At 62.1% G+C, this 25,081-nt stretch carries 28 protein-coding genes; 6 read left to right on the top strand and 22 right to left on the bottom strand.

The features are described from left to right. The first annotated feature begins 193 nt into the window (after window positions 1-193). The 3 genes from AC1RMD_RS10995 to AC1RMD_RS10985 all read left to right on the top strand — a co-directional run bounded on the left by AC1RMD_RS10995 (window position 194) and on the right by AC1RMD_RS10985 (window position 3,589). Entirely contained in the window at window positions 194-1,972 is a 1,779-nt protein-coding gene (locus tag AC1RMD_RS10995) for an Ig-like domain-containing protein (protein ID WP_492926523.1), read from the top strand. A gap of 25 nt (window positions 1,973-1,997) precedes the next feature. Beyond that, the gene (locus AC1RMD_RS10990; protein WP_492926521.1) at window positions 1,998-3,143 is read left to right on the top strand and encodes an OmpA family protein; all 1,146 of its coding nucleotides are present in this window, start codon (window positions 1,998-2,000) and stop codon (window positions 3,141-3,143) included. A gap of 77 nt (window positions 3,144-3,220) precedes the next feature. Continuing rightward, window positions 3,221-3,589 (top strand): YbaN family protein, encoded by a 369-nt coding sequence (locus tag AC1RMD_RS10985; RefSeq protein WP_492926519.1) that lies wholly within the window; start codon window positions 3,221-3,223, stop codon window positions 3,587-3,589. Window positions 3,590-3,673: 84 nt separating this feature from the next. On the opposite strand, the gene AC1RMD_RS10980 is transcribed toward AC1RMD_RS10985, so the two are convergent. The 4 genes from AC1RMD_RS10980 to AC1RMD_RS10965 form a co-directional block, all read right to left on the bottom strand. Further along, window positions 3,674-4,027, bottom strand: coding sequence for a YkgJ family cysteine cluster protein (locus tag AC1RMD_RS10980; RefSeq protein WP_492926517.1), 354 nt, complete (start codon window positions 4,025-4,027; stop codon window positions 3,674-3,676). Window positions 4,028-4,041: 14 nt separating this feature from the next. Further along, window positions 4,042-4,233 (bottom strand): CopG family transcriptional regulator, encoded by a 192-nt coding sequence (locus AC1RMD_RS10975; RefSeq protein ID WP_492926515.1) that lies wholly within the window; start codon window positions 4,231-4,233, stop codon window positions 4,042-4,044. A 72-nt stretch (window positions 4,234-4,305) separates the two neighbouring features. Then, entirely contained in the window at window positions 4,306-4,506 is a 201-nt protein-coding gene (locus AC1RMD_RS10970; protein ID WP_492926513.1) for a CopG family transcriptional regulator, read from the bottom strand. Window positions 4,507-4,623: 117 nt separating this feature from the next. Continuing rightward, complete coding sequence (locus tag AC1RMD_RS10965) at window positions 4,624-5,442, bottom strand: fused MFS/spermidine synthase (protein WP_492926511.1); 819 nt, start codon at window positions 5,440-5,442, stop codon at window positions 4,624-4,626. 639 nt (window positions 5,443-6,081) lie between these two features. On the opposite strand from AC1RMD_RS10965, the gene AC1RMD_RS10960 reads away from it, so the two are divergent. Further along, window positions 6,082-6,879, top strand: a complete 798-nt coding sequence (locus AC1RMD_RS10960; protein WP_492926509.1) for a fused MFS/spermidine synthase — start codon at window positions 6,082-6,084, stop codon at window positions 6,877-6,879. Window positions 6,880-6,918: 39 nt separating this feature from the next. On the opposite strand, the gene AC1RMD_RS10955 is transcribed toward AC1RMD_RS10960, so the two are convergent. The 12 genes from AC1RMD_RS10955 to tyrS all read right to left on the bottom strand — a co-directional run bounded on the left by AC1RMD_RS10955 (window position 6,919) and on the right by tyrS (window position 17,008). Next, a complete protein-coding gene (locus AC1RMD_RS10955) occupies window positions 6,919-7,386 on the bottom strand; it encodes a YaiI/YqxD family protein (protein ID WP_492926507.1) in 468 nt (155 codons plus the stop codon). After that, window positions 7,386-8,441: a Holliday junction branch migration DNA helicase RuvB gene (ruvB, locus tag AC1RMD_RS10950; protein ID WP_492926505.1), complete on the bottom strand. Its 1,056-nt coding sequence runs from the start codon at window positions 8,439-8,441 to the stop codon at window positions 7,386-7,388. The genes AC1RMD_RS10955 and ruvB overlap by 1 nt, the downstream gene beginning before the upstream one ends. Before the next feature lie 182 nt (window positions 8,442-8,623). Continuing rightward, window positions 8,624-9,337 carry a phosphoribosyltransferase gene (locus AC1RMD_RS10945; protein WP_492926503.1) on the bottom strand — a complete coding sequence of 238 codons (714 nt, stop codon included), beginning with the start codon at window positions 9,335-9,337 and terminating at the stop codon, window positions 8,624-8,626. 67 nt (window positions 9,338-9,404) lie between these two features. After that, complete coding sequence (ruvA, locus tag AC1RMD_RS10940; protein WP_492926501.1) at window positions 9,405-9,983, bottom strand: Holliday junction branch migration protein RuvA; 579 nt, start codon at window positions 9,981-9,983, stop codon at window positions 9,405-9,407. Window positions 9,984-10,010: 27 nt separating this feature from the next. Then, window positions 10,011-10,571: a crossover junction endodeoxyribonuclease RuvC gene (gene ruvC, locus AC1RMD_RS10935; RefSeq protein ID WP_492926499.1), complete on the bottom strand. Its 561-nt coding sequence runs from the start codon at window positions 10,569-10,571 to the stop codon at window positions 10,011-10,013. A 205-nt stretch (window positions 10,572-10,776) separates the two neighbouring features. Next, entirely contained in the window at window positions 10,777-12,363 is a 1,587-nt protein-coding gene (gene purH, locus AC1RMD_RS10930; protein ID WP_492926497.1) for a bifunctional phosphoribosylaminoimidazolecarboxamide formyltransferase/IMP cyclohydrolase, read from the bottom strand. 107 nt (window positions 12,364-12,470) lie between these two features. Then, complete coding sequence (locus AC1RMD_RS10925) at window positions 12,471-12,704, bottom strand: helix-turn-helix domain-containing protein (protein ID WP_008445162.1); 234 nt, start codon at window positions 12,702-12,704, stop codon at window positions 12,471-12,473. A 106-nt stretch (window positions 12,705-12,810) separates the two neighbouring features. Continuing rightward, window positions 12,811-13,827 (bottom strand): tRNA dihydrouridine synthase DusB, encoded by a 1,017-nt coding sequence (gene dusB / locus AC1RMD_RS10920; protein WP_492926493.1) that lies wholly within the window; start codon window positions 13,825-13,827, stop codon window positions 12,811-12,813. Window positions 13,828-13,973: 146 nt separating this feature from the next. After that, entirely contained in the window at window positions 13,974-14,624 is a 651-nt protein-coding gene (locus AC1RMD_RS10915; RefSeq protein WP_492926491.1) for a histidine phosphatase family protein, read from the bottom strand. Beyond that, entirely contained in the window at window positions 14,621-15,289 is a 669-nt protein-coding gene (locus AC1RMD_RS10910; RefSeq protein ID WP_492926489.1) for a YbhB/YbcL family Raf kinase inhibitor-like protein, read from the bottom strand. Before AC1RMD_RS10910 ends, AC1RMD_RS10915 begins: the two co-directional genes overlap by 4 nt. A 22-nt stretch (window positions 15,290-15,311) precedes the next feature. Further along, window positions 15,312-15,758, bottom strand: coding sequence for a D-aminoacyl-tRNA deacylase (gene dtd, locus AC1RMD_RS10905; RefSeq protein ID WP_492926487.1), 447 nt, complete (start codon window positions 15,756-15,758; stop codon window positions 15,312-15,314). Next, window positions 15,755-17,008, bottom strand: coding sequence for a tyrosine--tRNA ligase (gene tyrS, locus AC1RMD_RS10900; protein WP_492926485.1), 1,254 nt, complete (start codon window positions 17,006-17,008; stop codon window positions 15,755-15,757). The genes dtd and tyrS overlap by 4 nt, the downstream gene beginning before the upstream one ends. A 158-nt stretch (window positions 17,009-17,166) precedes the next feature. Between tyrS and AC1RMD_RS10895 the strand changes: the two genes are divergently transcribed. Together AC1RMD_RS10895 and AC1RMD_RS10890 are read left to right on the top strand one after the other, a co-directional pair. Continuing rightward, window positions 17,167-18,549 carry a M23 family metallopeptidase gene (locus tag AC1RMD_RS10895; protein ID WP_492926483.1) on the top strand — a complete coding sequence of 461 codons (1,383 nt, stop codon included), beginning with the start codon at window positions 17,167-17,169 and terminating at the stop codon, window positions 18,547-18,549. A 140-nt stretch (window positions 18,550-18,689) separates the two neighbouring features. Then, window positions 18,690-19,784, top strand: a complete 1,095-nt coding sequence (locus AC1RMD_RS10890; RefSeq protein ID WP_492926481.1) for an anhydro-N-acetylmuramic acid kinase — start codon at window positions 18,690-18,692, stop codon at window positions 19,782-19,784. A gap of 70 nt (window positions 19,785-19,854) precedes the next feature. On the opposite strand, the gene erpA is transcribed toward AC1RMD_RS10890, so the two are convergent. The 6 genes from erpA to AC1RMD_RS10860 form a co-directional block, all read right to left on the bottom strand. Further along, entirely contained in the window at window positions 19,855-20,217 is a 363-nt protein-coding gene (erpA, locus tag AC1RMD_RS10885; protein ID WP_008445143.1) for an iron-sulfur cluster insertion protein ErpA, read from the bottom strand. 51 nt (window positions 20,218-20,268) lie between these two features. Then, a complete protein-coding gene (locus AC1RMD_RS10880) occupies window positions 20,269-20,640 on the bottom strand; it encodes a bactofilin family protein (protein ID WP_492926479.1) in 372 nt (123 codons plus the stop codon). Window positions 20,641-20,709: 69 nt separating this feature from the next. After that, on the bottom strand, window positions 20,710-21,747 hold the full coding sequence (argC, locus tag AC1RMD_RS10875) for an N-acetyl-gamma-glutamyl-phosphate reductase (protein WP_492926477.1): 1,038 nt from the start codon (window positions 21,745-21,747) through the stop codon (window positions 20,710-20,712). A 171-nt stretch (window positions 21,748-21,918) separates the two neighbouring features. Then, window positions 21,919-22,311, bottom strand: coding sequence for a 30S ribosomal protein S9 (gene rpsI / locus AC1RMD_RS10870; RefSeq protein WP_020704898.1), 393 nt, complete (start codon window positions 22,309-22,311; stop codon window positions 21,919-21,921). 9 nt (window positions 22,312-22,320) lie between these two features. After that, window positions 22,321-22,749, bottom strand: coding sequence for a 50S ribosomal protein L13 (gene rplM / locus AC1RMD_RS10865; RefSeq protein WP_008445136.1), 429 nt, complete (start codon window positions 22,747-22,749; stop codon window positions 22,321-22,323). Window positions 22,750-22,878: 129 nt separating this feature from the next. Continuing rightward, window positions 22,879-25,080: an NHL repeat-containing protein gene (locus AC1RMD_RS10860; protein WP_492926474.1), complete on the bottom strand. Its 2,202-nt coding sequence runs from the start codon at window positions 25,078-25,080 to the stop codon at window positions 22,879-22,881. Window position 25,081 lies beyond the last annotated feature (1 nt).

The following is a 25,081-nucleotide window of genomic DNA, read 5'->3' as shown; positions in this document are numbered from 1 at the left end:
ATGACATCACGCCATCATTACAATCATTTCATTTTTATATTTCTGGTATCCGTTGTAAGGATGCCGCAGCGGCCTCGACTAAGAGCGCTAGCGTACATACCCGTCCTTGGGCGCATGAGACCGTGGAACACTTGCCTATCGCACATTGCGAAGGCTGCTAGTTAGCCCACTGTTTCAGCCCAAAGGAAACATCATGAAATTCCTGCAAAGATCCACCCAGTCCCTCATCTGTTCCGTCGGCCTGCTTGCCGCCACCCTGCTGGCAGGCTGCGGCGGCGGCGACCAGGGGCGCGATCCCATCCTCGGCCTGCCGGCCGCCACGCTGGTGTCGCTGGCGGTGACGCCGCCGGCGGCCAGCATCGCCCTCGGCACCACCCAGCAGTTCAGCGCCAGCGCGACCTATAGCGACGGCTCCACCCAGGCCGTCAGCGCCGCCTGGAGCTCCGCCACCCCGGCCGTCGCCAGCGTCGTTGCCGCGACCGGCCTCGCCACCAGCGCCAGCGTCGGCAGCTCGGTGATCAGCGCCGCCTTCAACGGCAAGACCGCCTCGGCCACGCTGACTGTCACGCCGCCGGCGCTGTTGTCGATCGCCGTCGCGCCGCAAGCGCCGACCGTGCAGATCGCCGCCACCCGCCAGCTGGTCGTCGTCGGCACCTATACTGACGCTTCCACCCAGGACCTGACCGCCAGCTCGACCTTCGCCTCGGCCACGCCGGCCAGCGCCACCGTCAACGCCGGCGGCCGGATCACCGGCGTCGCGCTCGGCACGTCGGTGGTCACCGCCACCAACAACGGCAAGAGCGCCAGCACCACCGTCACCGTGCCCGCCGCCACACTCAGCAGCATCGCCGTCGCGCCGCAAGCGCCGACCGTGCAGGTCGCCGCCACGCGCCAGCTGGCCGTCATCGGCACCTATTCGGACGCCAGCACCCAGGACCTGACCGCCAGCTCGACCTTCGTGTCGGCCACGCCGGCCAGCGCCACCATCAACGCCGGCGGCCTGGTCACCGGCGTCGCACTCGGCAGCTCGGTGGTCACCGCCACCAGCAACGGCAAGAGCGCCAGCACCACCGTCACCGTACCGGGCGCCACGCTCACCAGCATCGCCGTCACGCCGGCCAACCCTACCGTGTTGATCGGCGGCCAGCAGCAATTCGTCGCCACCGCCACCTACTCGGATAACAGCACCGCCTTCGTCACCGGCAGCGCCACCTGGAGTTCAAGCGGCCCGGCCGTCGCCACCATCGCCACCGCCGGCATGGCCACCGGCGTCGCCGTCGGCACCACCACCGTCACCGCCACCGTCGGCGCCAAATCGGGCAGCGCCGCGCTGACCGTGACCGCCGGCGTGTTGCCGCCAGTGCCACCGGTGGCCCAGCCGGTCCCGCTGGGCAACGCCGCCAGCTTCGCCGTCCTGGCCGGCACCTCGTTGACCAATAACTCCGGCGGCACCACGCTAATCACCGGCAATGTCGGTTCGCCGTCGCAAACCACCGATCCAACCCTGGCGGCCGGCTTCACCAACTACAAATCCGGCGCCATCCTGGCCGGCGCCCTGGCCGACCTGCAAGTGGCCATCAGCAACGCCAACGGCCGCACTTGCGACGTCAGCTTCGCCGGCGACGTCGATCTCGGCGGCCAGACCTTCGCCCCGGGCGTCTACTGCTACGCCGGCGCCATCAACATCACCGGCACCCTGACCTTGAGCGGTACCGGCGTGTACATCTTCCGCACCGCGCTGACGCTGGACTCGACCGCCAATTCGATCGTCGCCCTGAGCAACGGCGCCACCGCGGCCAATGTCAGCTGGCTGCCGGTCGGCCCGACCACGCTGGGCGCCAACAGCGTCTTTAAGGGCAACATCCTGGGCCAGTCGGCGGCGATCACGGTGGGCGACAACACCACGCTGCTCAACGGCCGCGTGCTGACCGCCGCCGCCGTCACGCTGCGCAACAACCAGATCGCCAAATAAACGCTCACCTCTCAGGGACCTCATCATGACCATCGCCAAAAAAATCGGAACACTGAGCGCGCTCGCGTGCGCCATGCTTGCCATGCAGGCCGCGCAAGCGGCGGAACCCTTCGTCAACCCGGACTGGGCCAACAGCGCCTGGTACCTGGGCGCCGGCGTCGGCCGCTCGCGCGCCAATATCGACCAGCAGCGCCTGACCACCAGCCTGCAAGCGAACGGCGCCACCGTCACCGCCTTCAACACGGACCAACGCGACACCGGCTACAAGCTGTTCGTCGGCAAGCAGCTGAACCGCTATCTGGCATTGGAGCTGGGTTACTTCGATCTGGGACAATTCGGCTTCAACGCCACCACCTCCGGCAACGGCACGCTCAACGGCGAAGCCGGCTTCCGCGGCGGCAACCTGGACTTGCTGGCGCAACTCCCCCTGACCGAGCGGCTGTCGCTGCTGGGCCGGGTCGGCGCCAACTACGCCAAGACCAGCACCCATTTCGGCGGCAACCGCCTGGCGGCGGTCACCGGTCCCGATCGTAGCGAGCGCAAGCTCAACGCCAAGGCCGGCCTGGGCCTGGAATACAAGCTGAACGAAGCACTGGCGCTGCGCGGCGAAGTCGAGCGCTACCGCGTCAACGACGCCGTCGGCAATCGCGGCAATGTCGATCTGCTGTCGGTCAGCCTGGTCTACAAGCTGGGCCGGCCGGCGCGCAGCGCGCCGGAGTATGTGCCGCCGCCGGCCGCCGAACCGGCGCCGCCGCCTCCAGCGCTGACGCCGCTGCCACCGCCGCCGCCGAAAGCGCCGCAGCCGACCTCGGAGAAAGTCTCGTTCGCCGCCGAAGCGCTGTTTGATTTCGACAAATCGGCCGTCAAGCCGGACGGCAAGGCCGCGCTGGACGACTTGCTGACCAAGCTGCAAGGCATGGACACCGAGGTGATGGTCACCGTCGGCCATACCGACTCGGTGGGCGCCGGCGACTACAACCAGAAGCTGTCGCTGCGCCGCGCCGAGGCGGTCAAGGGCTATCTGGTAAGCAAGGGCGTGGACGCCGCGCGCATCTACACCGAGGGCAAGGGCGAGACTCAGCCGCTGGCCGACAACCGCACCGCCGAAGGCCGCGCCAAGAACCGCCGGGTGACGGTCGAAGTGGTGGGCACCCGCACCGTCGCCAAGTAAGCCCGGGCGGAACGCCCCTACTATCCACGCTGTGGCAGAGCGTGGATAATGGGGCGGTCCTCCACCAGGCTGATTGAATGAAAATATTCCTGAATCTGGTCGGCTGCCTGGCCGTTGCGCTGGGCATCCTCGGCATCTTCTTGCCGCTGCTGCCGACCACCCCTTTTCTGCTGCTGGCCTCGGCCTGCTTCGCGCGCGGCTCGACCCACCTGCACCACTGGCTGCAGACCAACCGCGTGTTCGGCAAATACCTGCGCGACTACGAAAACGGCAAGGGCATCCCCTTGCGCGGCAAGATCTGGGTGTTGATCTTCATGTGGTCGTCGCTGGGGTATTCGATGTGGCGGGTGGACAAGCTCGGATTGCAGATCATGCTGCTGCTCATCGGCGCCTGCGTCACCATCTATCTGGTCCGCTTCGTGCCCACCATGCGCCTTCCGCAATAATCACGGCCAGCCGTTCATGTTTGATGACGGCAATCTCCGCTGCCAGCATGTCGGGCAAAAAACACCAGCCGTCCGCGGCGACCGTCAAAGCAGTACGTGACGTACTTCGCTGAAGTAGGTAAATATTTCTTGCTCGATGAGCGGCGAAATCAGGTCCGCCGGCCGCCTGCCGTTAGGGCACACCAGTTGCGGTGTGGTACCGAACAGCCGGCAAATCAAGGGACGCTCGGCATACACCTCACACCCCCCACTGCCCAGATAGGGGCAGCTCCAGGCGGCGAGCGCAGCTTCATGCTGCGCCGCGCTCTTTATCGGCAGCCTGGCGATCTCCACGGTCGAAGTACGTACCGGCCCGCAGCAATCGTGGCAGCCCGGAACGCACTCGAACTCCGGTATCCTGCTGCGAAAGAATTTGATTTTTTGACTATGTCCATCCATGCCATAGACCGTGTTTATTTTTTTTGCGGGGGCAAGCCGGGGGTATTGGGGGTACTGGAAGGTATGCCATGCTGTTCAAGGTACTCGCGCATCAGCCGGCGCAAGACCTGGGATGGCGTCAGATCCTGCGCCGCACACAACTCCTCGAATGCCCTCTTCTTGGCGGGATCGAGCAAAATGGTCATGCGGGCGGATTTGGTTTCCATCGGTCTGTGCGGATCATCGGCGCGATTGTGGGGCATCTGGGCGCAAGACCTTGGGCTTCGCGCCAACCAAGACTACAACGCCTCTTCTTCGGCTTGCTTCTTGCTAATTCGACTTTTGGTACTATAGTCGATACCAAAGCTCTCCATATAGTCCCGCATGAGCTGACGCAATACTTGAGAGGGCGTTAGATCCTGGCTCGCGCACAAGCGTTCGAACGCTTGTTTTTTCACCGGGTCGACCAGCACGGTCATCCGCGCCGTTTTGCTTTCCATGATCATATCCTAAGCTGCTGAAAATGCCGATATTATAATTGAATGAGCATTTCATTCCCCAAAATGCCCACCCCTACGGCGGCGGTAAAGGCCCGGCCCCGGAATCTCGATGAGGTGTCAATAGGGAATAAAGGCCGCGTCCGCATCATAGTCAGCGATTACATCAAACTCCGCGCCATCCTTGTCGTGAACGGTTTTCAGCCGGTCGACAAAGTCGCCCAATGCGAGGCCATGCCGCAGGTCAAGTTGTTCAGCACGCTTTACCAGCGCCGGGCGATGCGCCATATGGCCCGCATCTTTCGCTGCAAGGATGATGCGATTGATGCAACCGGAGGGATCGCCCCACCACATCCGCGCCCCAAATACGTTGCGCAATCGCGTCATCACAGGCATTAAATCATCTGTTGTGCCGAATACATTCGACACCAGGACGCCATCCCAGTCCAGCACCTCGCTGCAACGCCGATAAAATATTTCTGTGCTGAGTTCGGGCGCCAGCCCATCCGCCACGAAACCATCGTGCAAAATGACGTCGACAGTCTGTTGCATGCCGAACAGATAGGCTTCGGCATCGGCATGAACGATCTGGAAGCGTTCATCGTCCTCCGGCAGCATGAATTGCCGCCTGAGCGCGATGACATGATGATCCAATTCCAGCACGGTGATGCGCGCGGCAGGCAAGTGGCGATAGCAGAACTTGGCCAACGAACCTCCGCCCAAACCGATCATCAATATATGACGGGGTGACGGTTTGGTCAGCAGGAAAGCCATCATGGCCCGCGTGTAACTCAACAGCAATTCATCAGGTGCGGCAATGCTCATGGCGCTCTGAATATAGCGCCCGTCGAAATGCAGCGTACGCATGCCGCCATGATCGAACGCAAAGGGCTTGCCTTGGCTGTACGCCAGCGTCTCGGCAAAACGATTGGAAGACATCGCATAGTCCTCGTTTAAGTTCAACACTTGATTCCAGCCAGCACTAGAAATCCCCCGCAGTCCACCTGCTACGTCTTATCCGATCGGAAAGCATGCGTAGCAAAACATCATCTTACACCACTTTGATGATAAATACATTATCATACTATGGTAATGTACACGGACCAGCCGCCGCTCTATCTGGTCAACGATAGGGCGCCGAGTTTTGACATCAATACAGCATAAAAACGTCTAAAAATGAAAAAATCCGAGAACCGCCCCACAACAGCCCACACTATCGCCGCGTGTCCCAGGTACAGGGCAAGCGAGAGCGTTTGGCAAGTCAGGCCCCTTACCATCAGGGAACACGGCAGACGTATGCTAATGATCAGTTGTGAATATCTTTGCGAAGAGCACCGCTGCGAAGTCGCCAGCTCCACCTGCTGATTTCACATATACGCCTTGAAAATGCTATACCGGCACATGCAAAAGCCCTGTTCATCGCCCTTTTTTGAGCTGCAGGTAAAAGCCGTACTCACGAGATTTTTGCTCCGATCTCTGCACGCCTCCCCTTCGTCACATTTAATGCGGAGTTTGGGGTTTTATATTTCGTCCACGCTGCTCGCCGAAAGACTTCCACCCCGTCAGGACTGCGTAATCATGCTTTTGGAGAAACTGTCGGATTTACTTCTCCTTTCCTCCCCCGATAAACCAATTCTCCACAAAGACCGAAACTCGCTGGCCCTGATGTTCGACGCCGTCTCAATCCAGAGCGAAATGAATCTGGACAAGCCGGATGATCTGGTGTTGGCATATACCCAAGCCATGATGGGTTTTCTGTTGTTTAAGCGAAATCCAAATAAAATCGGCATGATCGGTCTGGGTGGAGGCTCCTTGGCAAAATTTTGCTATCGCCATCTCCCCGAATCCGTCATCGCCGTCGCAGAAATTGATCGACAGGTGATCGATTTACGCGAGCAATTCTTCGTTCCGAAAGATGACGAACGATTTAATGTGGTTTGCGTGGATGGCGCCGACTTCGTGCGGCGCGCGGAAGCCGAGTTTGATGTGCTGCTGGTTGATGGTTTTGATAATAATGGGCAACCGGACCAATTATGCAGCCAGGAATTTTATCAGGACTGCCATAAAGCTTTGGCGCCAAATGGCGTAATGGTGGTTAATCTGCTTGGCGGCGACTTGTGGCAGACAAATATCTATCTAAATCGCATGCGGAATAGCTTTGGCGAATCAGTCATTATGATCAACGCGCTTGACTCTTTGAATGTGATCGCCTTCGCGCCCAAAGGCGACGCGATGCATTTAGACAGAGAGATGCTGCAAGGACGGATGCGGCAATTGACGATGCTGCACCCGGTAATTCTACGTGCGACGGCTCAACGCATCCTGGCTGAACAGAAGGCGATCAGTGTCCGTCGTCCCGGCTCCGCGCGCGGCTGACGCGCCGACGTCTGAGGGGGCCATCGAAATCGTCCGCGGTCAACCGCGGCCGGCGGACTCGCGCTGGATCTTGCTGATGTGCCGGTCCAGGCTGTTGGCGAAGTTCTGTCGGTCGCCCTGGTTGAAGGCGGCCGGACCGCCGGTGTCGACGCCGCTGCCGCGCAGCTCGTCCATGAAGGCGCGCATGGTCAGCATCTGCGCGATGTTGTCGTTGGTGTAGAACTCGCCGCGCGGGTTGAGCGCGTAGCCCCCCTTCTTCAGCACGTCCGACGCCAGCGGGATGTCGCCGGTGACGACCAGGTCGCCCGGCGCCAGCAGGCGCACGATTTCCTGGTCGGCGACGTCGGCGCCGGACGGCACTTGCACCGAACGGATGTGGCGCGACGGCGGCACCCGCAGCAACTGGTTGGCCACCAGCGTGACTTGCAGCGGCACGCGGTCGGCCACGCGATAGAGGATGTCCTTGATGACCGCCGGACAGGCGTCGGCGTCGACCCAGATCTGCATCACAAGTCCCACAATTCGCCGTTGGGGCTGGTGCGCGGCGGCGTCACGCCGAAGTGCGTGTAGGCGGCCGGCGTGGCGACGCGGCCGCGCGGCGTGCGCTGCAAGAAGCCTTGCTGGATCAGATAGGGCTCCAGCACGTCTTCGATGGTGTCGGCCGCTTCGCCGATGGCCGCCGCCAGGTTGCCGATGCCGACCGGGCCGCCGCCGAACTTGAACAGCACCGCTTCGAGCAGCTTGCGGTCCATGACGTCGAAGCCGACGGTGTCGACGTCGAGCATGACCAGCGCGGCGTCGGCGGTGGCCTTGGTGATGTCGCCGTTGCTCTTGACTTCGGCGTAGTCGCGCACGCGGCGCAGCAGGCGGTTGGCGATGCGCGGCGTGCCGCGCGCGCGGCGGGCGATCTCCACCGCGCCGTCGGGGGCGATATTAGCCTTCAGCAGCGCGGCGCTGCGGGTGACGATCTTGGTCAGTTCCTCGGTGTTGTAGAACTCCAGCCGGGCGACGATGCCGAAGCGGTCGCGCAGCGGGTTGGTCAGCATGCCGGCGCGGGTGGTGGCGCCGACCAGCGTGAACGGTTGCAGGTCCAGCTTGACGGAGCGCGCGGCCGGGCCCTCGCCGATCATGATGTCGATCTGGTAGTCTTCCAGCGCCGGGTACAGGATCTCCTCGACCACCGGCGACAGGCGGTGGATTTCGTCGATGAACAGCACGTCGTTCGCTTCCAGGTTGGTCAGGATGGCGGCCAGGTCGCCCGGACGCTCCAGCACCGGGCCGGACGTCTGGCGCAGGTTGACGCCCATCTCGCGCGCGATGATGTTGGCCAGCGTGGTCTTGCCCAGGCCGGGCGGGCCGAACAGCAGCGTGTGGTCCAGCGCCTCCTTGCGGTTGCGGGCGGCGGCGATGAAGATCTCCAGCTGGTCGCGGATCTTGGACTGGCCGACGTATTCATCCAGATGCTTGGGGCGCAAGGCGCGCTCGATCGCCTCCTCATTCGGCGACGACGGCGCCGCGTCGATGATGCGTTGTTCGGTGAAGCTGTCGGTCTGGATGCTCATCAATACTCAATCACTAGTTCTTGTCATTCAACTGAGGCTGTGCAGCGTTTAATATCCGGCGCACATAATCCCCTATCATTTCGTTCCCGGCAAGAAGCTGTTCCTGCTCGGCTTGGCTCAGCATACGGACTTTTCCCGTCAGCTCAGGCAGACTGTCCAACCGTACAACCAAAGGTTCAACTTTACCTTCCTCGACCAGCTTCCTCCAAGCGTTCAATGACTCTTTCGCTTGTTGCAGTCTGGATGAGATATCGGGCTTCTGAAGCGGTGAGGCAATCGAAGCCGAAGCCAAAATGCTGTCGCCACCAGAATTCGATTGTTCCATGCTTCCCCCTTAACTCAGCGAGCTGATAGCCAGTCGGGGCCAGCGTCGCCGAATATGCCTTTCCGGTCAGAACACTCGCCCCCAAGACTTGGCTGCCCTGCGCCAGAATATGACCTCGCAGATTGGCCAGTGTTCCACCCTGACCAATAAAGTCATCGATCAACACATAGTGTAGGCCAGATTCCACGCGTCCCTTGAAAATAGGTTGATGCGCCAGGCGAACAAACCCGCTCGCGCCAGTATGCCCTACAACGTTGGTCTGAAAAACACGTCCTTCGACATCCCATCGCAATAGGTGCCCAAGTACTTCGGCCATCACCCTGGGGATCGCATTCATACCTGCGGATTCTTCGGCTAGCACGGGAAGCAAGATCGGCGCATGAAGGCCAAACTCCCCGTTCATGCAATTTACCGTCTCATGCGAAAGCGAATCCAATACGAGATTGACCGATGCGAAAACGTCGCCCGTCTTGGCCTGCTGATAGTTGAAATGCTGTTTGACGTGTTGTTCTGATGCTTGGATCAAAACGTCTGGAAAATCACCCCACGGAAAACGTGTCGGCTGGTCCATATCGGCGGCTCCGCTTGGCTCGTTGGTCGAGCATAGGCGGGGCCGCCGGCGATTCAATTGAGGCGGATCAGCCTTTGGACAGCGCTTTCAGCGCCTGCTTGATGCCGTCCGAGACGCCGCTGCCGGCGGGAACGGTCTTCAGTGCCAGCAGCGCTTCCTTGTCGGAATAGCCCAGCGCCAGCAGCGCGTTCAGGATATCGGACTGCGAGTCCGGCACCGCGTGTACGCCGCCGGCGCCGAGGTCCGCGCCCAACTTACCCTTCAGTTCCAGCAGCAGCCGCTCGGCGGTCTTCTTGCCGATGCCCGGCACCTTGACCAGGCGGCCCGACTCCTGCAACGTCACCGCCTGCGCCAGGTCGGCGATCGACATGCCCGACAGGATGGACAGCGCGGTGCGCGCGCCGACGCCGGTGATCTTGATCAGCTGGCGGAACACCGCGCGCTCCTCGGCGTTGCCGAAGCCGAACAGCAGGTGCGCATCCTCGCGGATCGCCTGGTGCGTGAACAGCACCACTTTCTCGCCGACGCCGGGCAGGTTGTAGAAGGTGCTCATCGGCACATCGACTTCGTAGCCGACACCGCCGCAGTCAACCAGCAGTTGCGGCGGATTTTTTTCAAGCAGAATACCGGAGAGACGACCGATCATCGTGTGATTGCCTTTAAAGAGGGAGGTTTAGCCGACCAGGCGGCCGTTTTTCATGCGCAGGCCGGCCAGCGGACCGCGCGCGGCCGTGGTCGTTCCCTGGCCGGCGCCGGCGATCAGGGTCAGCGTTTCGCGACTGTGGGCGTGGCAGATGGCGACGCCCAGCGCATCGGCGGCGTCGCTGCCGGGCAGGCCGGGCAGCGCCAGCAGCCGCGCCACCATGTCCTGCACCTGCGCCTTGACCGCGCGCCCGGTGCCGACCACCGCCTGCTTGACCTGGGTCGGCGAATACTCGGCCACGCTCAGGTCGGCCGACACCAGCGCGCAGATGGCCGCGCCGCGCGCCTGGCCCAGCAGCAGAGTCGATTGCGGATTGACGTTGACGAACACCTGCTCGATGGCGGCGTAGTCGGGTTGGTAGGTGCGGGCCACCTCGGCCACGCCGACCAGGATCACCTTGAGGCGCTCCGGCAGGCTGCCCTCGCCGCTCTTGATGGTGCCGGAAGCGATGTAGCGCAGCTTGGCGCCCTGCTTGTGGATGACGCCAAAGCCGGTCGTGCGCAAGCCGGGGTCGATGCCGAGAATAATCATTCCCGGATTGTAACCGGGAACATTGAATGCTGTATATAAAAACAGTGCGGCGGATCCGCAGATCCGCCGCACGGTGCAAACCTGCGGGCCTTCTAGTGCTAAATGAGGTTGCTGAAACGTGGTCGCAGCGAGGCGCGGCGCCGAAGACAGTGCGCTAGCACGGCAAGGCGCTGCAACGAAGCTGCGGCCGCGTTTCAGCGACCGATTAGTGGCGGAAGTGGCGGGTGCCGGTGTACAGCATGACCACGCCGCGCTCGTCGGCGGCGTCGATCACTTCCTGGTCGCGCATCGAGCCGCCCGGATGGATCACGCAGGTCGCGCCGGCATCGACCACCACGTCCAGGCCGTCGCGGAACGGGAAGAAGGCGTCCGACGCCACGACCGAACCGGTCAGCGACAGGCCGGCGTTCTGCGCCTTGATCGAAGCGATGCGGGCCGAGTCGATACGGCTCATCTGGCCGGCGCCCACGCCCAGCGTCATATTGTTACCGCAGAAGACGATGGCGTTGGACTTGACGTACTTGGCCACGCGCCAGGCGAACATCAGGTCCTGCAACTGCTGCGGCGTAGGCTGCAGCTTGCTGACCACTTTCAGTTCGCCGATCAGCACGTTCTTCGAGTCGGCCGACTGCACCAGCAGGCCGCCGCCGACGCGCTTGAAGTCCATCGCGTTGACACCGTTACCCAACGGGATTTCCAGCAGGCGCACGTTCTGCTTGGCCGACAGGATCTGCTTGGCTTCAGCGGTGAAGGTCGGCGCGATCAGCACTTCGACGAACAGCTTGGCCAGCTCGGTCGCGGCGGCGGCGTCCACTTCGACGTTGAAGGCGATGATGCCGCCGAACGCCGAGGTCGGATCGGTCTGCAGCGCGCGCTTGTAGGCGTCGGCCGCGTTGGCGCCCAGCGCCACGCCGCACGGATTGGCGTGCTTGACGATCACGCAGGCGGCGCTCTGGTCGAAGCTGCCCATGCTCTTCACGCATTCCCATGCGGCGTCCGCATCGGCGATGTTGTTGAACGACAGTTCCTTGCCCTGCAGCTGGCGGTAGTTGGCCAGCGCGCCTTCGGTCTGGGTGACGTCGCGGTAGAACGCGGCCGACTGGTGCGGGTTTTCGCCGTAGCGCATGTCCTGCACTTTTTCAAACGCCACGTTCAGCGTGTCCGGATAGGTGTTGCGGCTGGCGTGGGCGCGGGTCGCGTCCAGGCTGGTCAGGTAGTTGGCGATGGCGCCGTCGTACTGCGCGGTGTGCGCGTAGACCTTGGTGGCCAGCTTGAAACGGGTGTCGTAGCTGACGTGGCCCGGGGCGTTGTCGCTGGCCTTCATTTCAGCCAGCACCACGCCGTAGTCGGCCGGATCGCAGATGACCACCACGTCCTTGTGGTTCTTGGCGGAGGAACGCAGCATGGCCGGGCCGCCGATGTCGATGTTCTCGATCGCGTCTTCCAGCGTGCAGCTATCCTTGGCCACGGTGGCCTGGAACGGGTACAGGTTGACCACCACCATGTCGATGGTCGGGATGTTGTGCTCTTCCAGCTTGGCCATGTGCTCCGGGAAATCGCGGCGGGCCAGGATGCCGCCGTGGACTTTCGGGTGCAGCGTCTTGACGCGGCCGTCGAGCATCTCCGGGAAACCGGTGTAGTCGGCCACTTCGGTCACGGCCACGCCGTTGTCGGCCAGCAGTTTGGCGGTGCCGCCGGTCGACAGGATGTTGACGCCCATGGCGGACAGCGCGCGAGCGAAGTCCAGCACACCGGTTTTGTCGGAGACGGAGATGAGAGCTTGTTTAATCATGGCTTGAGAGGGGCTAGTGGTTGAATATGAGGGGATGACGTATTCGGTATTGCGGGTGCGGCAACAGCGGCCGTCCCCAGCCACTCATGCCGGAAAAACGCGCGCTGTTACAGCAGGCCGTGTTCTTGCAGTTTTTTGCGCAAGGTGTTGCGGTTGATGCCCAGCATCTGCGCGGCATGCGACTGGTTGCCGTCGGCGCGCGTCATGACCACTTCCAGGATCGGTTTCTCCACGGTCAGCACGACCATGTCGTAGATATTCGATGCCTGCTGCTCGCCCAGGTCGTTGAAGTAATCTTCAAGGCTCTTCTGGACTACTTCCTGGATGCTTTCTTTGCTCATTTTATATCGTTCGCTTTTAATCTGTTGACGCTGGTAAATCGCTGCGGGGCTTATGACCCTGGCGCTCACCCTTCTGATCCGACTTTTTTGGGCTCTCTACGCCGTCTTACGCTGCTTCCAATTCTTCGGGGAGGCGGTATTGTAACCGCTCGCCGTAACTCCACTGGGATTCGAAAAATTGATCAACGGCAATCAGTTGTTCTTCGGTGGACTCCAGCAGGTTCATTTTCTGGCGGAATTCCTCGCCGCCCTGCAGGTCGCGCACATACCAGCCTATGTGTTTGCGCGCGGTGCGCACGCCCAGGAATTCGCCGTAGAAGGCGTAGTGGGCGCGCAGGTGTTCATCCATCAGCGCGCGCACTTCGTCCACGTACGGCGCCGGCAGGTGGGTGCCGGTGCGCAGGTAATGGTCGATCTCGCGAAAGATCCACGGACGGCCCTGGGCGGCGCGGCCGACCATGACGGCGTCGGCGCCGGTGTAGTCGAGCACGAACCTGGCCTTCTCCGGCGTGGTGATGTCGCCGTTGGCCACCACCGGAATGCCAACCGAGCGCTTGACCGCCGCGATGGTGTCGTACTCGGCGTCGCCGGTGTAGCCGTCGGCGCGGGTGCGGCCGTGCAGGGTCAGCATGGCGATGCCGGCGTCCTCGGCGATGCGCGCGATGTTCAGCGCGTTTTTATTGGCGCGGTTCCAGCCGGTGCGGAATTTCAGCGTGACGGGCACGTCGACCGCGCCGACCACGGCGTCGAGGATTTGCTTGACCAGCAACTCGTCCTGTAACAGCGCCGAACCGCACCAGGCGTTGCAGACTTTCTTGACCGGGCAACCCATGTTGATGTCGATGATCTGGGCGCCGCGCTCGACGTTGAAGCGGGCGCAATCGGCCAGGTCCTTGGGATCGGCGCCGGCGATCTGCACCGCTTTCGGCTCCATCTCGCCGGTGTGGTCGGTACGGCGCGAGCTTTTTTCGGTCGCCCACAAGCGCGGGTTCGAGGCCGCCATTTCGGACACCGCATAGCCTGCTCCGAGCTGTTTGCACAGCTGGCGGAAGGGGCGATCGGTGACGCCGGCCATGGGGGCGACGAAAACGTTGTTGCGCAGTAAATGAGGGCCGATTTGCACTGGCGGTACCTGAACGTGAAGAAGGAACCCTCTATTTTAACCGAAGGACTGCTCAAATAATAAGCACTATTTTTTATGTATTCGGCAAATGTGCAGCCGTGCCGTTATGAACGAACATTTCCATGCATAAACTATAAGCACGGTCGTCAGATAATGTCGTCCATCGCAGCCAGGCTCAGGTGGTCGACTTCACCCCAGCTGGTGAGCGCCAACTTACCGTCGGCCCAAGTAAAACGGTTGATGCTGGCGTTCTTGACCTGGAAATCGCGCGGGCTGTCGAGCGACATGCCGACCGCCGCGCGGTAGGCGCACTCCAGCACGCCGCCGTGGGCGACGATGGCGATGGTGCGGCCGGGGTGGCGTTGCGCCCACTCGGCGATGCCGTCGGTGGAACGCTGATAGAACTGGCGGAAGCTTTCCGCCGCCCGCACACCGGCCGGCATGACGGCGTCGACATCGCGCGCCTGCCACAACGCGTACTCGGACGGGTATTGCCGCTCGATGTCGGCGTACAGCATGCCTTCGAACACGCCGTAGCAGCGTTCGCGCAGCTGGTCGTCGGTTTGCACGTCCAGGCCGTCGTACTGGTCGGCCACGGCCTGCGCCGTCTGCATCGCCCGTTGCAGGTCGCTCGAGACCAGCACCTCCACCTGCTCGGCGGCCAGCGCCTGCGCCAGCGCGCCGGCCTGACGGGCGCCCTCGTCATTCAGCGGGATATCGGTATGGCCCTGCAGGCGGCGCCCGGCGTTCCAGGAAGTCTCGCCGTGGCGGATCAGCAAAATAGTGGTGTTCTTCATGCAATCTTTTTTCTGGACCGGCGCAGCTGGGCGGCCAGGGCCGGGTTCAGGGTGTATATGCCGATCAATTGGGCTTCATCGATGATGTGGCCGTGCAGGGCGTTGAGCACGTCGGCGCAGCTGAAACACCCGTCCAGCGCCAGGCGCGGAGTATCGAGCGCATACAGCCGGAAAATATAGTGGTGCAGGCGCTCATCGTTAAACGGCGGACAGGGGCCATCATACCCGTAATAGTCGCCGGTCATCGCCGGATCGGCCGAAAACCAGCCGCTGTAGTCGTTGACGCCCTGGCGCAGCGCCAGCCCGTCCAGCGCCACGTCCGGGCCGGGCTTGCCGCGCGCGGTCACGCCGCGCGCCAGCGCGCCGTCCGCGATCGCTTGCAGGCCGGGCGGAATATCGACCAGGCTCCAGTGAAAGAAGTCGCCGCGCGGCTGGCTGTCCGGCAGCGAGCAGCCGGCGCGGTTGACATTGCCGGCGTCCCGCGGCGCGTCGCCGTCGATGCACAGCAACGCCAGCGACTCGGTGCCGGCCGGCACGTCGCGCCACGCCAGATGGGGGTTGCGGTTGGCGGACAGGACGACTTGTCCGTCCGCATCCAGCTTGCCAAAGGCGTACTCAGCCGGAATGACGCCGCCATCGCGAAAGCTGTCGCTCGAAAGTTTCATGCTCATCTCCCAACCGCCTGTTTTATTTTGCGTTTGTTTGCAGCCAGAACGTCACCGGACCGTCATTGGTCAGCGTGACCTTCATATCCGCGCCAAACTGGCCGGTTTCCACTACTTTATGCTTTTGGCGCGCCTGTTCCACAAAATAATTGAACAGGCGCAGACCGTCGGCCGGCGCCGCGGCCGGCGTGAACGAGGGCCGCGTGCCGGATTTGGTGTCGGCCGCCAGCGTGAACTGCGGCACCAGCAGCAGGCCGCCCTCGACGTCGGTGACGCTGCGGTTCATCTTGCCGGCGTCGTCGGCGAACACGCGATAGCCCAGCAATTTGGTCAGCAGCGCATCGGCTTCCTTGTCGGTATCGCCACGTTCGGCGCATACCAGCACCATCAGGCCGGCGTCGATGGCGCCGACCGTGGCGCCGTCAACCACCACGCTGGCGCCGCTGACGCGTTGCAGCAGGCCTATCATGCCGTCAGCGTGACGCGCGCGAACTTGCGCTTGCCCACTTGCAGCACGAAGACGCCGGCTTCGATCTTCACCGCCTTGTCGCTGACCACGGCGCCGTCGATGCGCACGCCGCCCTGCTCGATCATGCGGCCCGCTTCCGACACCGAAGCGCACAGGCCCGCCGATTTCAGCAATTGCTGGATGCCGGCCGGCGCGCCCGGCAGCGTGATTTCCGCGACGTCGTCCGGAATCCCGCCTTTGGAGCGGTTGACGAAGTCGTTCAGCGCCTCTTCCGCCGCCGCCTGCGAGTGGAAGCGGGCGACGATTTCCTGCGCCAGCGCCACCTTGGCGTCGCGCGGATTGGCGCCGCCGTCGACGCTGGCCTTCAGCGCGGCCAGGTCGGCGAGCGAGCGGAACGACAGCAGTTCGTAATATTTCCACATCATCACGTCGGAAATACTCATGATCTTGGCGAACATGGTGTTGGCCGGCTCGGTGATGCCGATGTAGTTGTTCTTCGACTTGGACATCTTGTCGACGCCGTCCAGGCCTTCCAGCAGCGGCATCGTCAAAATGCACTGCGGTTCCTGGTCGTAGTCCTTCTGCAGCTCGCGGCCAACAAGCAAGTTAAATTTCTGGTCTGTTCCACCTAGCTCAAGGTCCGCCTTCAAAGCGACCGAATCGTAGCCCTGCATCAACGGGTAGAGGAACTCGTGGACCGCGATCGGGGTCCCACTCTTGAAGCGTTTGCTGAAATCGTCGCGCTCCATCATGCGCGCCACCGTGTAGTGCGAGGCCAGCTTGATCAGGCCGCGCGCGCCCAGCGGATCGCACCACTCGGAGTTGTAGCGGATTTCGGTCTTGGCCGGGTCCAGCACCAGCGAGGCCTGCTTGAAATAGGTCATGGCGTTTTGCTCGACCTGCTCGCGCGTCAGCGGCGGGCGGGTGGCGTTGCGGCCGGACGGGTCGCCGATCATCGACGTGAAATCGCCGATCAGGAAGATCACCTGATGGCCCAGGTCCTGCAGCTGGCGCATCTTGTTCAGCACAACGGTGTGGCCAAGGTGCAGGTCGGGTGCGGTAGGATCCAGGCCCAGCTTGATGCGCAGCGGTACGCCGCTTTGCTCGGAGCGCGCCAGCTTTTGCGCAAACTCGCTTTCAATCAGCAGCTCGTCGACACCGCGCTTGGTGATGGCGAGGGCCTCCAGAACGCTGTCGGTCAACGGCAGGACTTTCGATGGGGCCGGCGATGTCGAAGTAGAGGTAGTCATAGTTTTTTTGCGGTATATTTCAGAAAAAGGCAGGCAGCTTCAGGAGTTTGTTATAATCCTCGATCCATCAATCTTGCCGTACGAAAACGAACTTAAACAATAATTAGAAGAAATAAAACGTTCCTGAATAGTTCAAGCGGCAAATTTTAACTGATTGCATGAACCAAATACATAAATTCACGAGCTCACGCTTGTTCAGTCTGCTAGGTTCCACGCGCAAAGCGCGCATCATCAGCACGTCTGCATTGTTTCTGGCAGTCTGTGCTTTTGGCGCCGCCGGCGTAGCTCCGCTCGCCCCAGACGCCTCCGACCTGCCGGTCAAATCGGTGCAGGAATCGGTCGCACTGCCGGATCTCAGCTCGCAGATCTCCGCGCTGGAACAGCAATCCTCCAACGAACACTTCGTCCACGAAGAAAAAATCCGCGCCGGCGATACGCTGGCCGCGCTGCTGACCCGTCTGGGCATCGACGACGACGCGGCCGAGAACTTTATCAAAAAAGATAAAGTCGCGAAAGGCGTGATGCAGCTCAAGACCGGCAAGCGGGTACAGGCGCAGACCGACGACGAGGGCAATCTGCAATGGCTGCGCGCCGTGGTGGTGGATGGCAAGGACATTCCGGTCAAGAACATCAAGGTCACCCGCAAGGGCGACGGCTTTGTCGCGGAAGAAGAAGCGGCCAAGCTGGAACGCCGCGTGGAAATGCATGCGCGCACCATCAGCTCGACCTTGTATGCGGCAACCGATTCGAGCGAAGACGGCGCCAAGCTGCCGGACACCATCGTCAAGCAGATCGTCGAGATGTTCTCGACCAGCATCGACTTCCGCGGCGACCTGAAGCGCGGCGACCATTTTAATGTGGTCTACGAAACGTTCTGGCAGGATGGAGAGTTTGTGCGAGCGGGCCGCATCCTGGCGGGCGAGTTCACCAACAAGGGCACGACCTATCAATCGGTCTGGTTCGAAGATCCACAAAGCAAGCAGGGCGGCGGTTACTACAGCTTCGACGGCAAAGCCCTCAAGAAAGCCTTCCTCAAATCCCCGGTTGAATTCTCCCGTATCTCTTCTGGCTTCGCGATGCGCGTGCATCCGATTTCCGGCCAGTGGAAAGCCCACAAAGGCATCGACTTCCCGGCGCCGACCGGCACTCCTATCCGCGCCTCGGGCGACGGCGTGATCGATTTCGCCGGCACCCAAAGCGGCTACGGCAATTTCGTCATGATCAAGCACTGGGCCAACTACACCACCGCCTACGCCCACATGAGCCGCTTCGCGCCTGGCCTGAAAAAAGGCAGCAAGGTCAGCCAGGGCGACGTGATCGGCTACGTCGGCACCACCGGCTGGTCGACCGGCGCCCACTTGCACTACGAATTCCGCGTCGGCGGCGAAGCCAAGGATCCGGGCAAGATGAATGTGCAGGCCCAGGCGCCGCTGACGGCAGCCGAGATGTCCCGCTTCAAGTCCTACGCTTCCGACATGTCGCACCGCTTCGCGCTGCTGCAGCCGGGCGGCTCCGGCGGCACCCGCGTCGCCGCGAAATAAGGTTTCAATTCAGCTTCATCCAAGACAGGTCGCGCCAGCGGCCTGTTTTTTTATCAGCATGCGCCGGCCAGGCCGCTTCTTCTGTGCGACAGCGCACGCCGACTCAGGCAGAATACGTTTTTCTGCTTCGGGATACCACAATGTCTCTGTATATCGGTTTGATGTCCGGCACCAGCCTGGACGGCGTGGACGGCGCGCTGGCGCGCTTCACCGGCGACGCCATCGACACGCTGGCGGCCGCCTACGTGCCCTTCCCGCCCGCCCTGCGCGCCGACCTGCTGGCCCTGCAAGCCGCCGGCCACAACGAGATCGAGCGCGAGGCGCTGGCCGCCAATCAGCTGGCGCGCTTCTACGCCGAGTGCGTCAAGGCGCTGCTGGACGACGCCTCGCTGCAAGCGCAGGACGTGCGCGCGGTGGCGGTGCATGGACAGACGGTCCGCCACCGTCCCGAGCTGGGCTTCACGCGCCAGACCAATAATCCCGCCCTGCTGGCCGAGCTGTGCGGCATCGACGTGATCGCCGACTTCCGCAGCCGCGACATCGCCGCCGGCGGCCAGGGCGCGCCGCTGGTGCCGGCCTTCCACCAGGCGCTGTTCGGCAAGCCCGGGCAGACGCGGGTGGTGGCGAATATCGGCGGCATCTCGAACATCAGCGTGCTGACGGATGGCAAGGTGATCGGCTTCGACACCGGGCCGGGCAATGTGCTGATGGATGCGTGGATCGCCCGCCACCAGGGCAAGGAATTCGACCAGGACGGCGCCTGGGCGGCCAGCGGCAAGGAAATCCCCGGCCTGCTGGCGAATCTGCTGGCCGAGCCGTATTTCGCGCTGGCGGCGCCCAAGAGCACGGGCCGCGACCTGTTCCACATCGATTGGCTGGACCAGCATCTGGCGGCGTTCGCCGGCGCGCAGCCGCAAGACGTGCAGCGCACGCTGACGCGCCTGACGGCCCTCACGCTGGCGCGGGCGATCCAGGCCTATGGTGCGGGCACGGACGCGGTCTACGTCTGCGGTGGCGGCGCCTACAACGGCGTGCTGATGGATGAGCTGGGCGCGGCGCTGGGCCGGCAGGTGACGGTGGCGTCGACGCAGGCGCTGGGCGTGGCGCCGAACCGGGTCGAGGCGATGGCCTTCGCCTGGCTGGGCTACCGTTTCACCGAGCGGCTGGCGGGCAACCTGCCGAGCGTGACGGGCGCCAGTGGCGACCGCGTGCTGGGTGCGCTGTACCCGCGCTAAAACAAAAACGGCGGCACAACCGGAGTTGTCCGCCGTTTAGCGCAACCGGCCAGGGCCGGTCGTGCGCAACTTATACCGAGAACGAAGAGCCGCAGCCGCAGGTCGAGGTGGCGGTTGGGTTCTTGATGACGAACTGCGCGCCTTCCAGGTCGTCCTTGTAGTCGATTTCCGCGCCGACCAGGTACTGGTAGCTCATCGAATCGATCAACAGCTGGACGCCGTTCTTGACCATGGTGGTGTCGTCTTCGTTGACGATTTCGTCAAACGTGAAGCCGTACTGGAAGCCGGAGCAGCCGCCACCCTGCACGAATACGCGCAGCTTCAGGTCTGGATTGCCCTCTTCCTCGATCAGTTGGGCGACCTTTTCAGCCGCGCTATCGGTGAAGATAATAGGCGACGGGATTACATCTAGCGATTCGGCGACAGCATTCATTTCAGACTCCTACGTGAAAACATTTGATCCATTATAGACCGTTGGCGTAATTCATGCTCCAGAGACCGCCAAAAGCGGCTCCACGCCGGAGCTGTCACGATGGGTCAATGTGCCCAACACCTGCGCGCCGCCGTGCATTTCCAGTACTTTATAACTGACATCTCCAATGATACGGGCACTCGGCTGGATTTCAAGCAAATCCGCGCTGAAAACACAACCCTGAACCTCGCCATTGACCACCAGGTGGTCGCAACGTATCTCGCCTTCCACACGAGCATGCTCGGCAATGACCAGATAGCTGGGATGTCCTGCCTCCGCGACAATATTGCCGATGACCTCGCCATCAATGCGCATCCCGCCGCGAAACAGCAAATTACCTTGCACGCGGGTGGCGGCGCCGATCAGGCTGTCCAAATCGATCATGTGCGGCTTTCTGCTGGCGGAGTGGGCGGGAATTCCTAATCTACTATCCCCGCCCTGCCGCACTTTGATTTACGGCAGCAGCGCGATCTGGGTCAGGCCGGTGGTTTCTTCCAGGCCGAACATCAGGTTCATGCACTGCACCGCCTGGCCGGACGCGCCCTTGACCAGGTTGTCCTGCACCACCAGCACGATCACGGTGTTGCCGTTGTCCGGGCGGTGCAGCGCCAGGCGCAACATGTTGGAGCCACGGGTGGAACGGGTTTCCGGATGCGAACCGAACGGCATCACGTCGACGAACGGCGCATCCTGGTACTGCGCCTCGAACAGCGCCTGCAGCTCTTCGTTGCCGACATCCCTGGTCAGGCGGCCGTACAAGGTCGAGTGCATGCCGCGTATCATCGGCACCAGGTGCGGCGTGAACACCAGGCCGACCTGGTCGGCGGTGAACTTTTGCAACTGCGCCGAGGTTTCCGGCGTGTGGCGGTGACCGGCCACGCCGTAGGCCTTGAAGTTGTCGCTCGATTCGGAGAACAGCGTGCCGATCTCGGCCTTGCGGCCGGCGCCGGACACGCCCGACTTGCAGTCGGCGATCAGCGAGCCTGCATCGATCAGGCCGGCCTTCAGCAGCGGGTAGTAGCCCAGCTGCATGGTGGTCGGGTAGCAGCCCGGGTTGGCGACCAGGCGCGCGCCCTTGATTGCGTCGCGGTTCAGTTCGGCCAGGCCGTAGGCCGCTTCTTCCAGCAGTTCCGGGCAGGTGTGGTCGATCTTGTACCATTTTTCAAAGACGGCCTTGTCCTTGATGCGGAAATCCGCCGCCAGGTCGATCACCTTGACGCCGGCCGCCAGCAGCGCCGGCGCCTGCGCCATGGCCACGCCGTGCGGGGTGGCGAAGAACACCACGTCGCACTTGCTCAGGTCGGCCTTGTCCGGCGACGAGAAGGCGAGGTCCACGCGGCCGCGCAGCGAAGGGAACATATCGGCAACCGGCAAGCCATCTTCCTTGCGCGACGTGATAGCCGTCAGCTGCACATCAGGGTGGACTGCCAACAGTCGCAGCAATTCCACTCCGGTGTATCCGGTGCCGCCGACGATGCCAACTTTGATCATGTTCTTTCCTTGAATGAGGTAGTGCGTAGAGGGGACTGCCATTTTATCAGGCATATGCGACAGACGCGTGACGTACCACTGCGCGCCCGCCAGATAGCAAAAAAGCCGCCCGACACAGGGCCGGCGGCTTTTTTCTTGGTGCGCCGCAAGCAGCGCACCACAGCGTAAAAATTAACGCTTCGAGAATTGCTTTGCGCGACGTGCTTTGCGCAGACCAACTTTTTTACGTTCAACTTCACGTGCATCGCGGGTAACGAAGCCGGCGCGTGCCAGATCCGGTTTCAGCGCTGCATCGTAGTCGATCAGGGCGCGGGTGATGCCGTGACGCACAGCACCTGCCTGGCCGGACTCGCCGCCGCCGTGAACGTTGACTTTGATGTCAAAACGCTCAACGTTGCCGGTCAGTTCCAGTGGTTGACGAATAACCATCAGGCCGGTTTCGCGGGAGAAGTACTCAGCCGCTGGCTTGCCGTTAACGATGATTTGGCCAGTGCCAACTTTGATAAACACACGAGCTACTGCACTCTTGCGACGGCCGGTGCCGTAATTGTAGTTACCGATCATGTCAGTTCCTTAGATTTCGAGTGCTTTAGGTTGCTGAGCAGCGTGCGGGTGCGAACCTTCAGCGTACACTTTCAGCTTCTTGATCATTGCGTAGCCCAGTGGGCCCTTCGGCAGCATGCCCTTGACGGCTTTTTCCAGAGCACGACCTGGGAAACGCTGTTGCATTTTCAGGAAGTTGGTCTCATAGATGCCACCTGGGTAGCCCGAGTGACGGTAATAGGTCTTCTCGGTTGCTTTGGTGCCGGTCACGCGCAGTTTGCCTGCATTGACGATGACGATGAAATCGCCGGTATCGACGTGAGGAGTAAATTCTGGCTTGTGTTTGCCGCGCAGTCGGAGTGCCACTTCGCTGGCAACACGTCCGAGGACTTTGTCCGTCGCGTCAATCACGAACCAATCGCGCTGGACTTCATGGCCCTTAGCGGAAAAAGTTTTCATGTTGACTTCCTAAATAATAAAACACGCTCAAATGGTGGTTCCGCCATTGTTTCAGCGGACTCGGCCTTCTTATTTACTTTCCTGAGCGAACGGAAAGCCGACAAGTATAAGCGGGAAACACCCGCCGAGTCAAGCCGCAATGCCGGCGGAATCAGGCCCCGCGGCCCCATAACGGAAAACATTGACCACATTGAAAGTGGTATCGGGCACGTACAGGCGGCCACGGTCGGCGTAAATGAAGTACGGCATCCAGACGCCGCCCGCGTCCGGGTACTTCTTGAACACGGAAATGCCGGTTTCGTAAGTCAGCGTGTGCTCGCCGATGCGGAACACTTTCAGCGCGCGGTTGACCAGGTCGTTGACGATCAGGCGGTCGCCGTCGATGCAGACGCTGGCCGGCAGCATGAATTTTTCGTAGTCGACATTGACATCGTCGCAATAACCGAGCTTGCCGTACGTCCACAGGCTATTGCCCTCGCGGTCGAACACCCGCAGGCAGTTGTTGAACTGGTCGCAGACGAACAGGCGGTCCCGGGCGTCGATGGCGACGTCGCAGGGCGTGAAGTCGTCGTCCGACTGCCAGCGGAAGTTTTTGCGGAAGGCGACGTAGCCGGTCGGCTGGATCTGCCACATCGAAATGCGGTTGTTGAGCGAATCGGCGATATAGATCTCGCCCTGGCCGTTGATGGCGATGCCCTGCGGCGCCTTCAGCGTGCCGTCGCCGCCCACGCCCTCGCGGCCGAAGGGCATGCCGTAGTTGATCAGGTAGCCGGCCGGATTGAACTGGTACATCGCCACCGTACCCATATTGAAGTTGGTGACGAACACGATCGGCGTGCCGGGGCAGATCTGCCCCAGCGGCGCCGCGTGCGGATAGTAGACGTCCATCGCCAGGTCGCCCGGCACGAAGAAGCCGCGCATCATGTCCTGCAGCTGGTGGTAGGGGGCGCTCTCGGTGTTGAAAGTCTTAATGCACCAGTTGCCGGAATCGATGTTCAGCGACGCATTCTCCATGCGCGCCAGCGGATCGATGCCCATGTGGCTGCGGAACTGCTCGTACCAGTACTTGTAGATGCTGGTCGTGGCCAGCGCCCATTGGTCGATCCAGTTGCCGCCGGCCTGGGGCTCGCGCGGCACGGTGCGGCGTTCGCGATTGAAGCCGATCACCGAGGTCATGCAATTGAATTGCGAGCTCGAGCGCAGTTGGTTCTGGTCGTCGCGCCGGTGGCCGACCGATTCGATCAGCAGCGCATCCTCCTCGCCGCCGTTGCCCATCATGCGCGGGATGCGCACCTTGATCACGCTGGAGGCGAACGGCTCGCTGATGAAATACACATCCTGCTCGCCTTCCGCCGCGCAGATCTGGTACGGCCCGACGAACACCACGTCCTCCAGCGCGCCATAGACGAAATCGGACAGGCTGTGCACCGGCTCCAGCGTGTGATTCCACATAGGCAGCAGGCCGTCGACCACGCTGACCTGATTGCCCGCCAGGTCGTACACCGTGATGGCGTTCTCGATATGCCCGGGCACGAACACGCGGTCGCCGATCACGCACACCGAACGCATCACATTGAACTTGCCGATGCCGGTGGGCTTGCCGTGCTGGTGCAGCATCACCGTGTCATGCGGCGCCTGCACGCACTCGTCGACGATGGGCCAGTCGGTGCTAATCTTCAGTATTTCGTAGTGGCCGGTGTTGGCGAGGTAGAGATTGCCTTGTGTGTCGCTGGCCAGGCCCTGCGGCCACAGCAATTCATGCCTGACGCCGGGCCCGCCGACGTGGCGGAACTGGCTGATGAATTCGCCCTCCAGCGTGAACTTGACGCAGCGGCTGGCCAGGTCGTCGACCGTGTGGAAGAACTCGTCGCAGACATACAGGTAGTCGACGCCGTCGCGCTCGCGCACCACGGTGATGCCGTTCGGATCGGACAGCGGCAGGTAATGGCTGTCGCCTTCGCCGAAGACATAGCTGAACCAGATCTCGTGCTCGTCGTAGGCGAAGACCACCACGCGGCCGTGGCCCATGTCGGTGCAGTACATCAACTGGTGTGTCGGATGCGGGCACACGTGGAAGGGCATCAGCAGGCGCGGCGCGTCGGGCGTGTCGTCGCCCGGGCCCTCGATCACATGCAGCAGTTCGGACAAATCGGCGTCAAACACCAGCACGCGACTGTTGCCTGTATCGCACACCCACAGCCTTCCGAAACTATCGGCATGCACGCCGACCGGCGAATTGAGCGTGAAATCGTCGGGCAGCGGACCCAGGGGCGTGGTGCCGGGCGCGGTCAACTCGCCATAGGAACAAAGGTATTTGATGGCCTGATTCATC

Source organism: Duganella sp. GW822-FHT06D06, from assembly GCF_058799615.1.
Note: the sequence above shows the minus strand (reverse complement) of the source record. Positions and strands in the feature narration are given on the sequence as shown.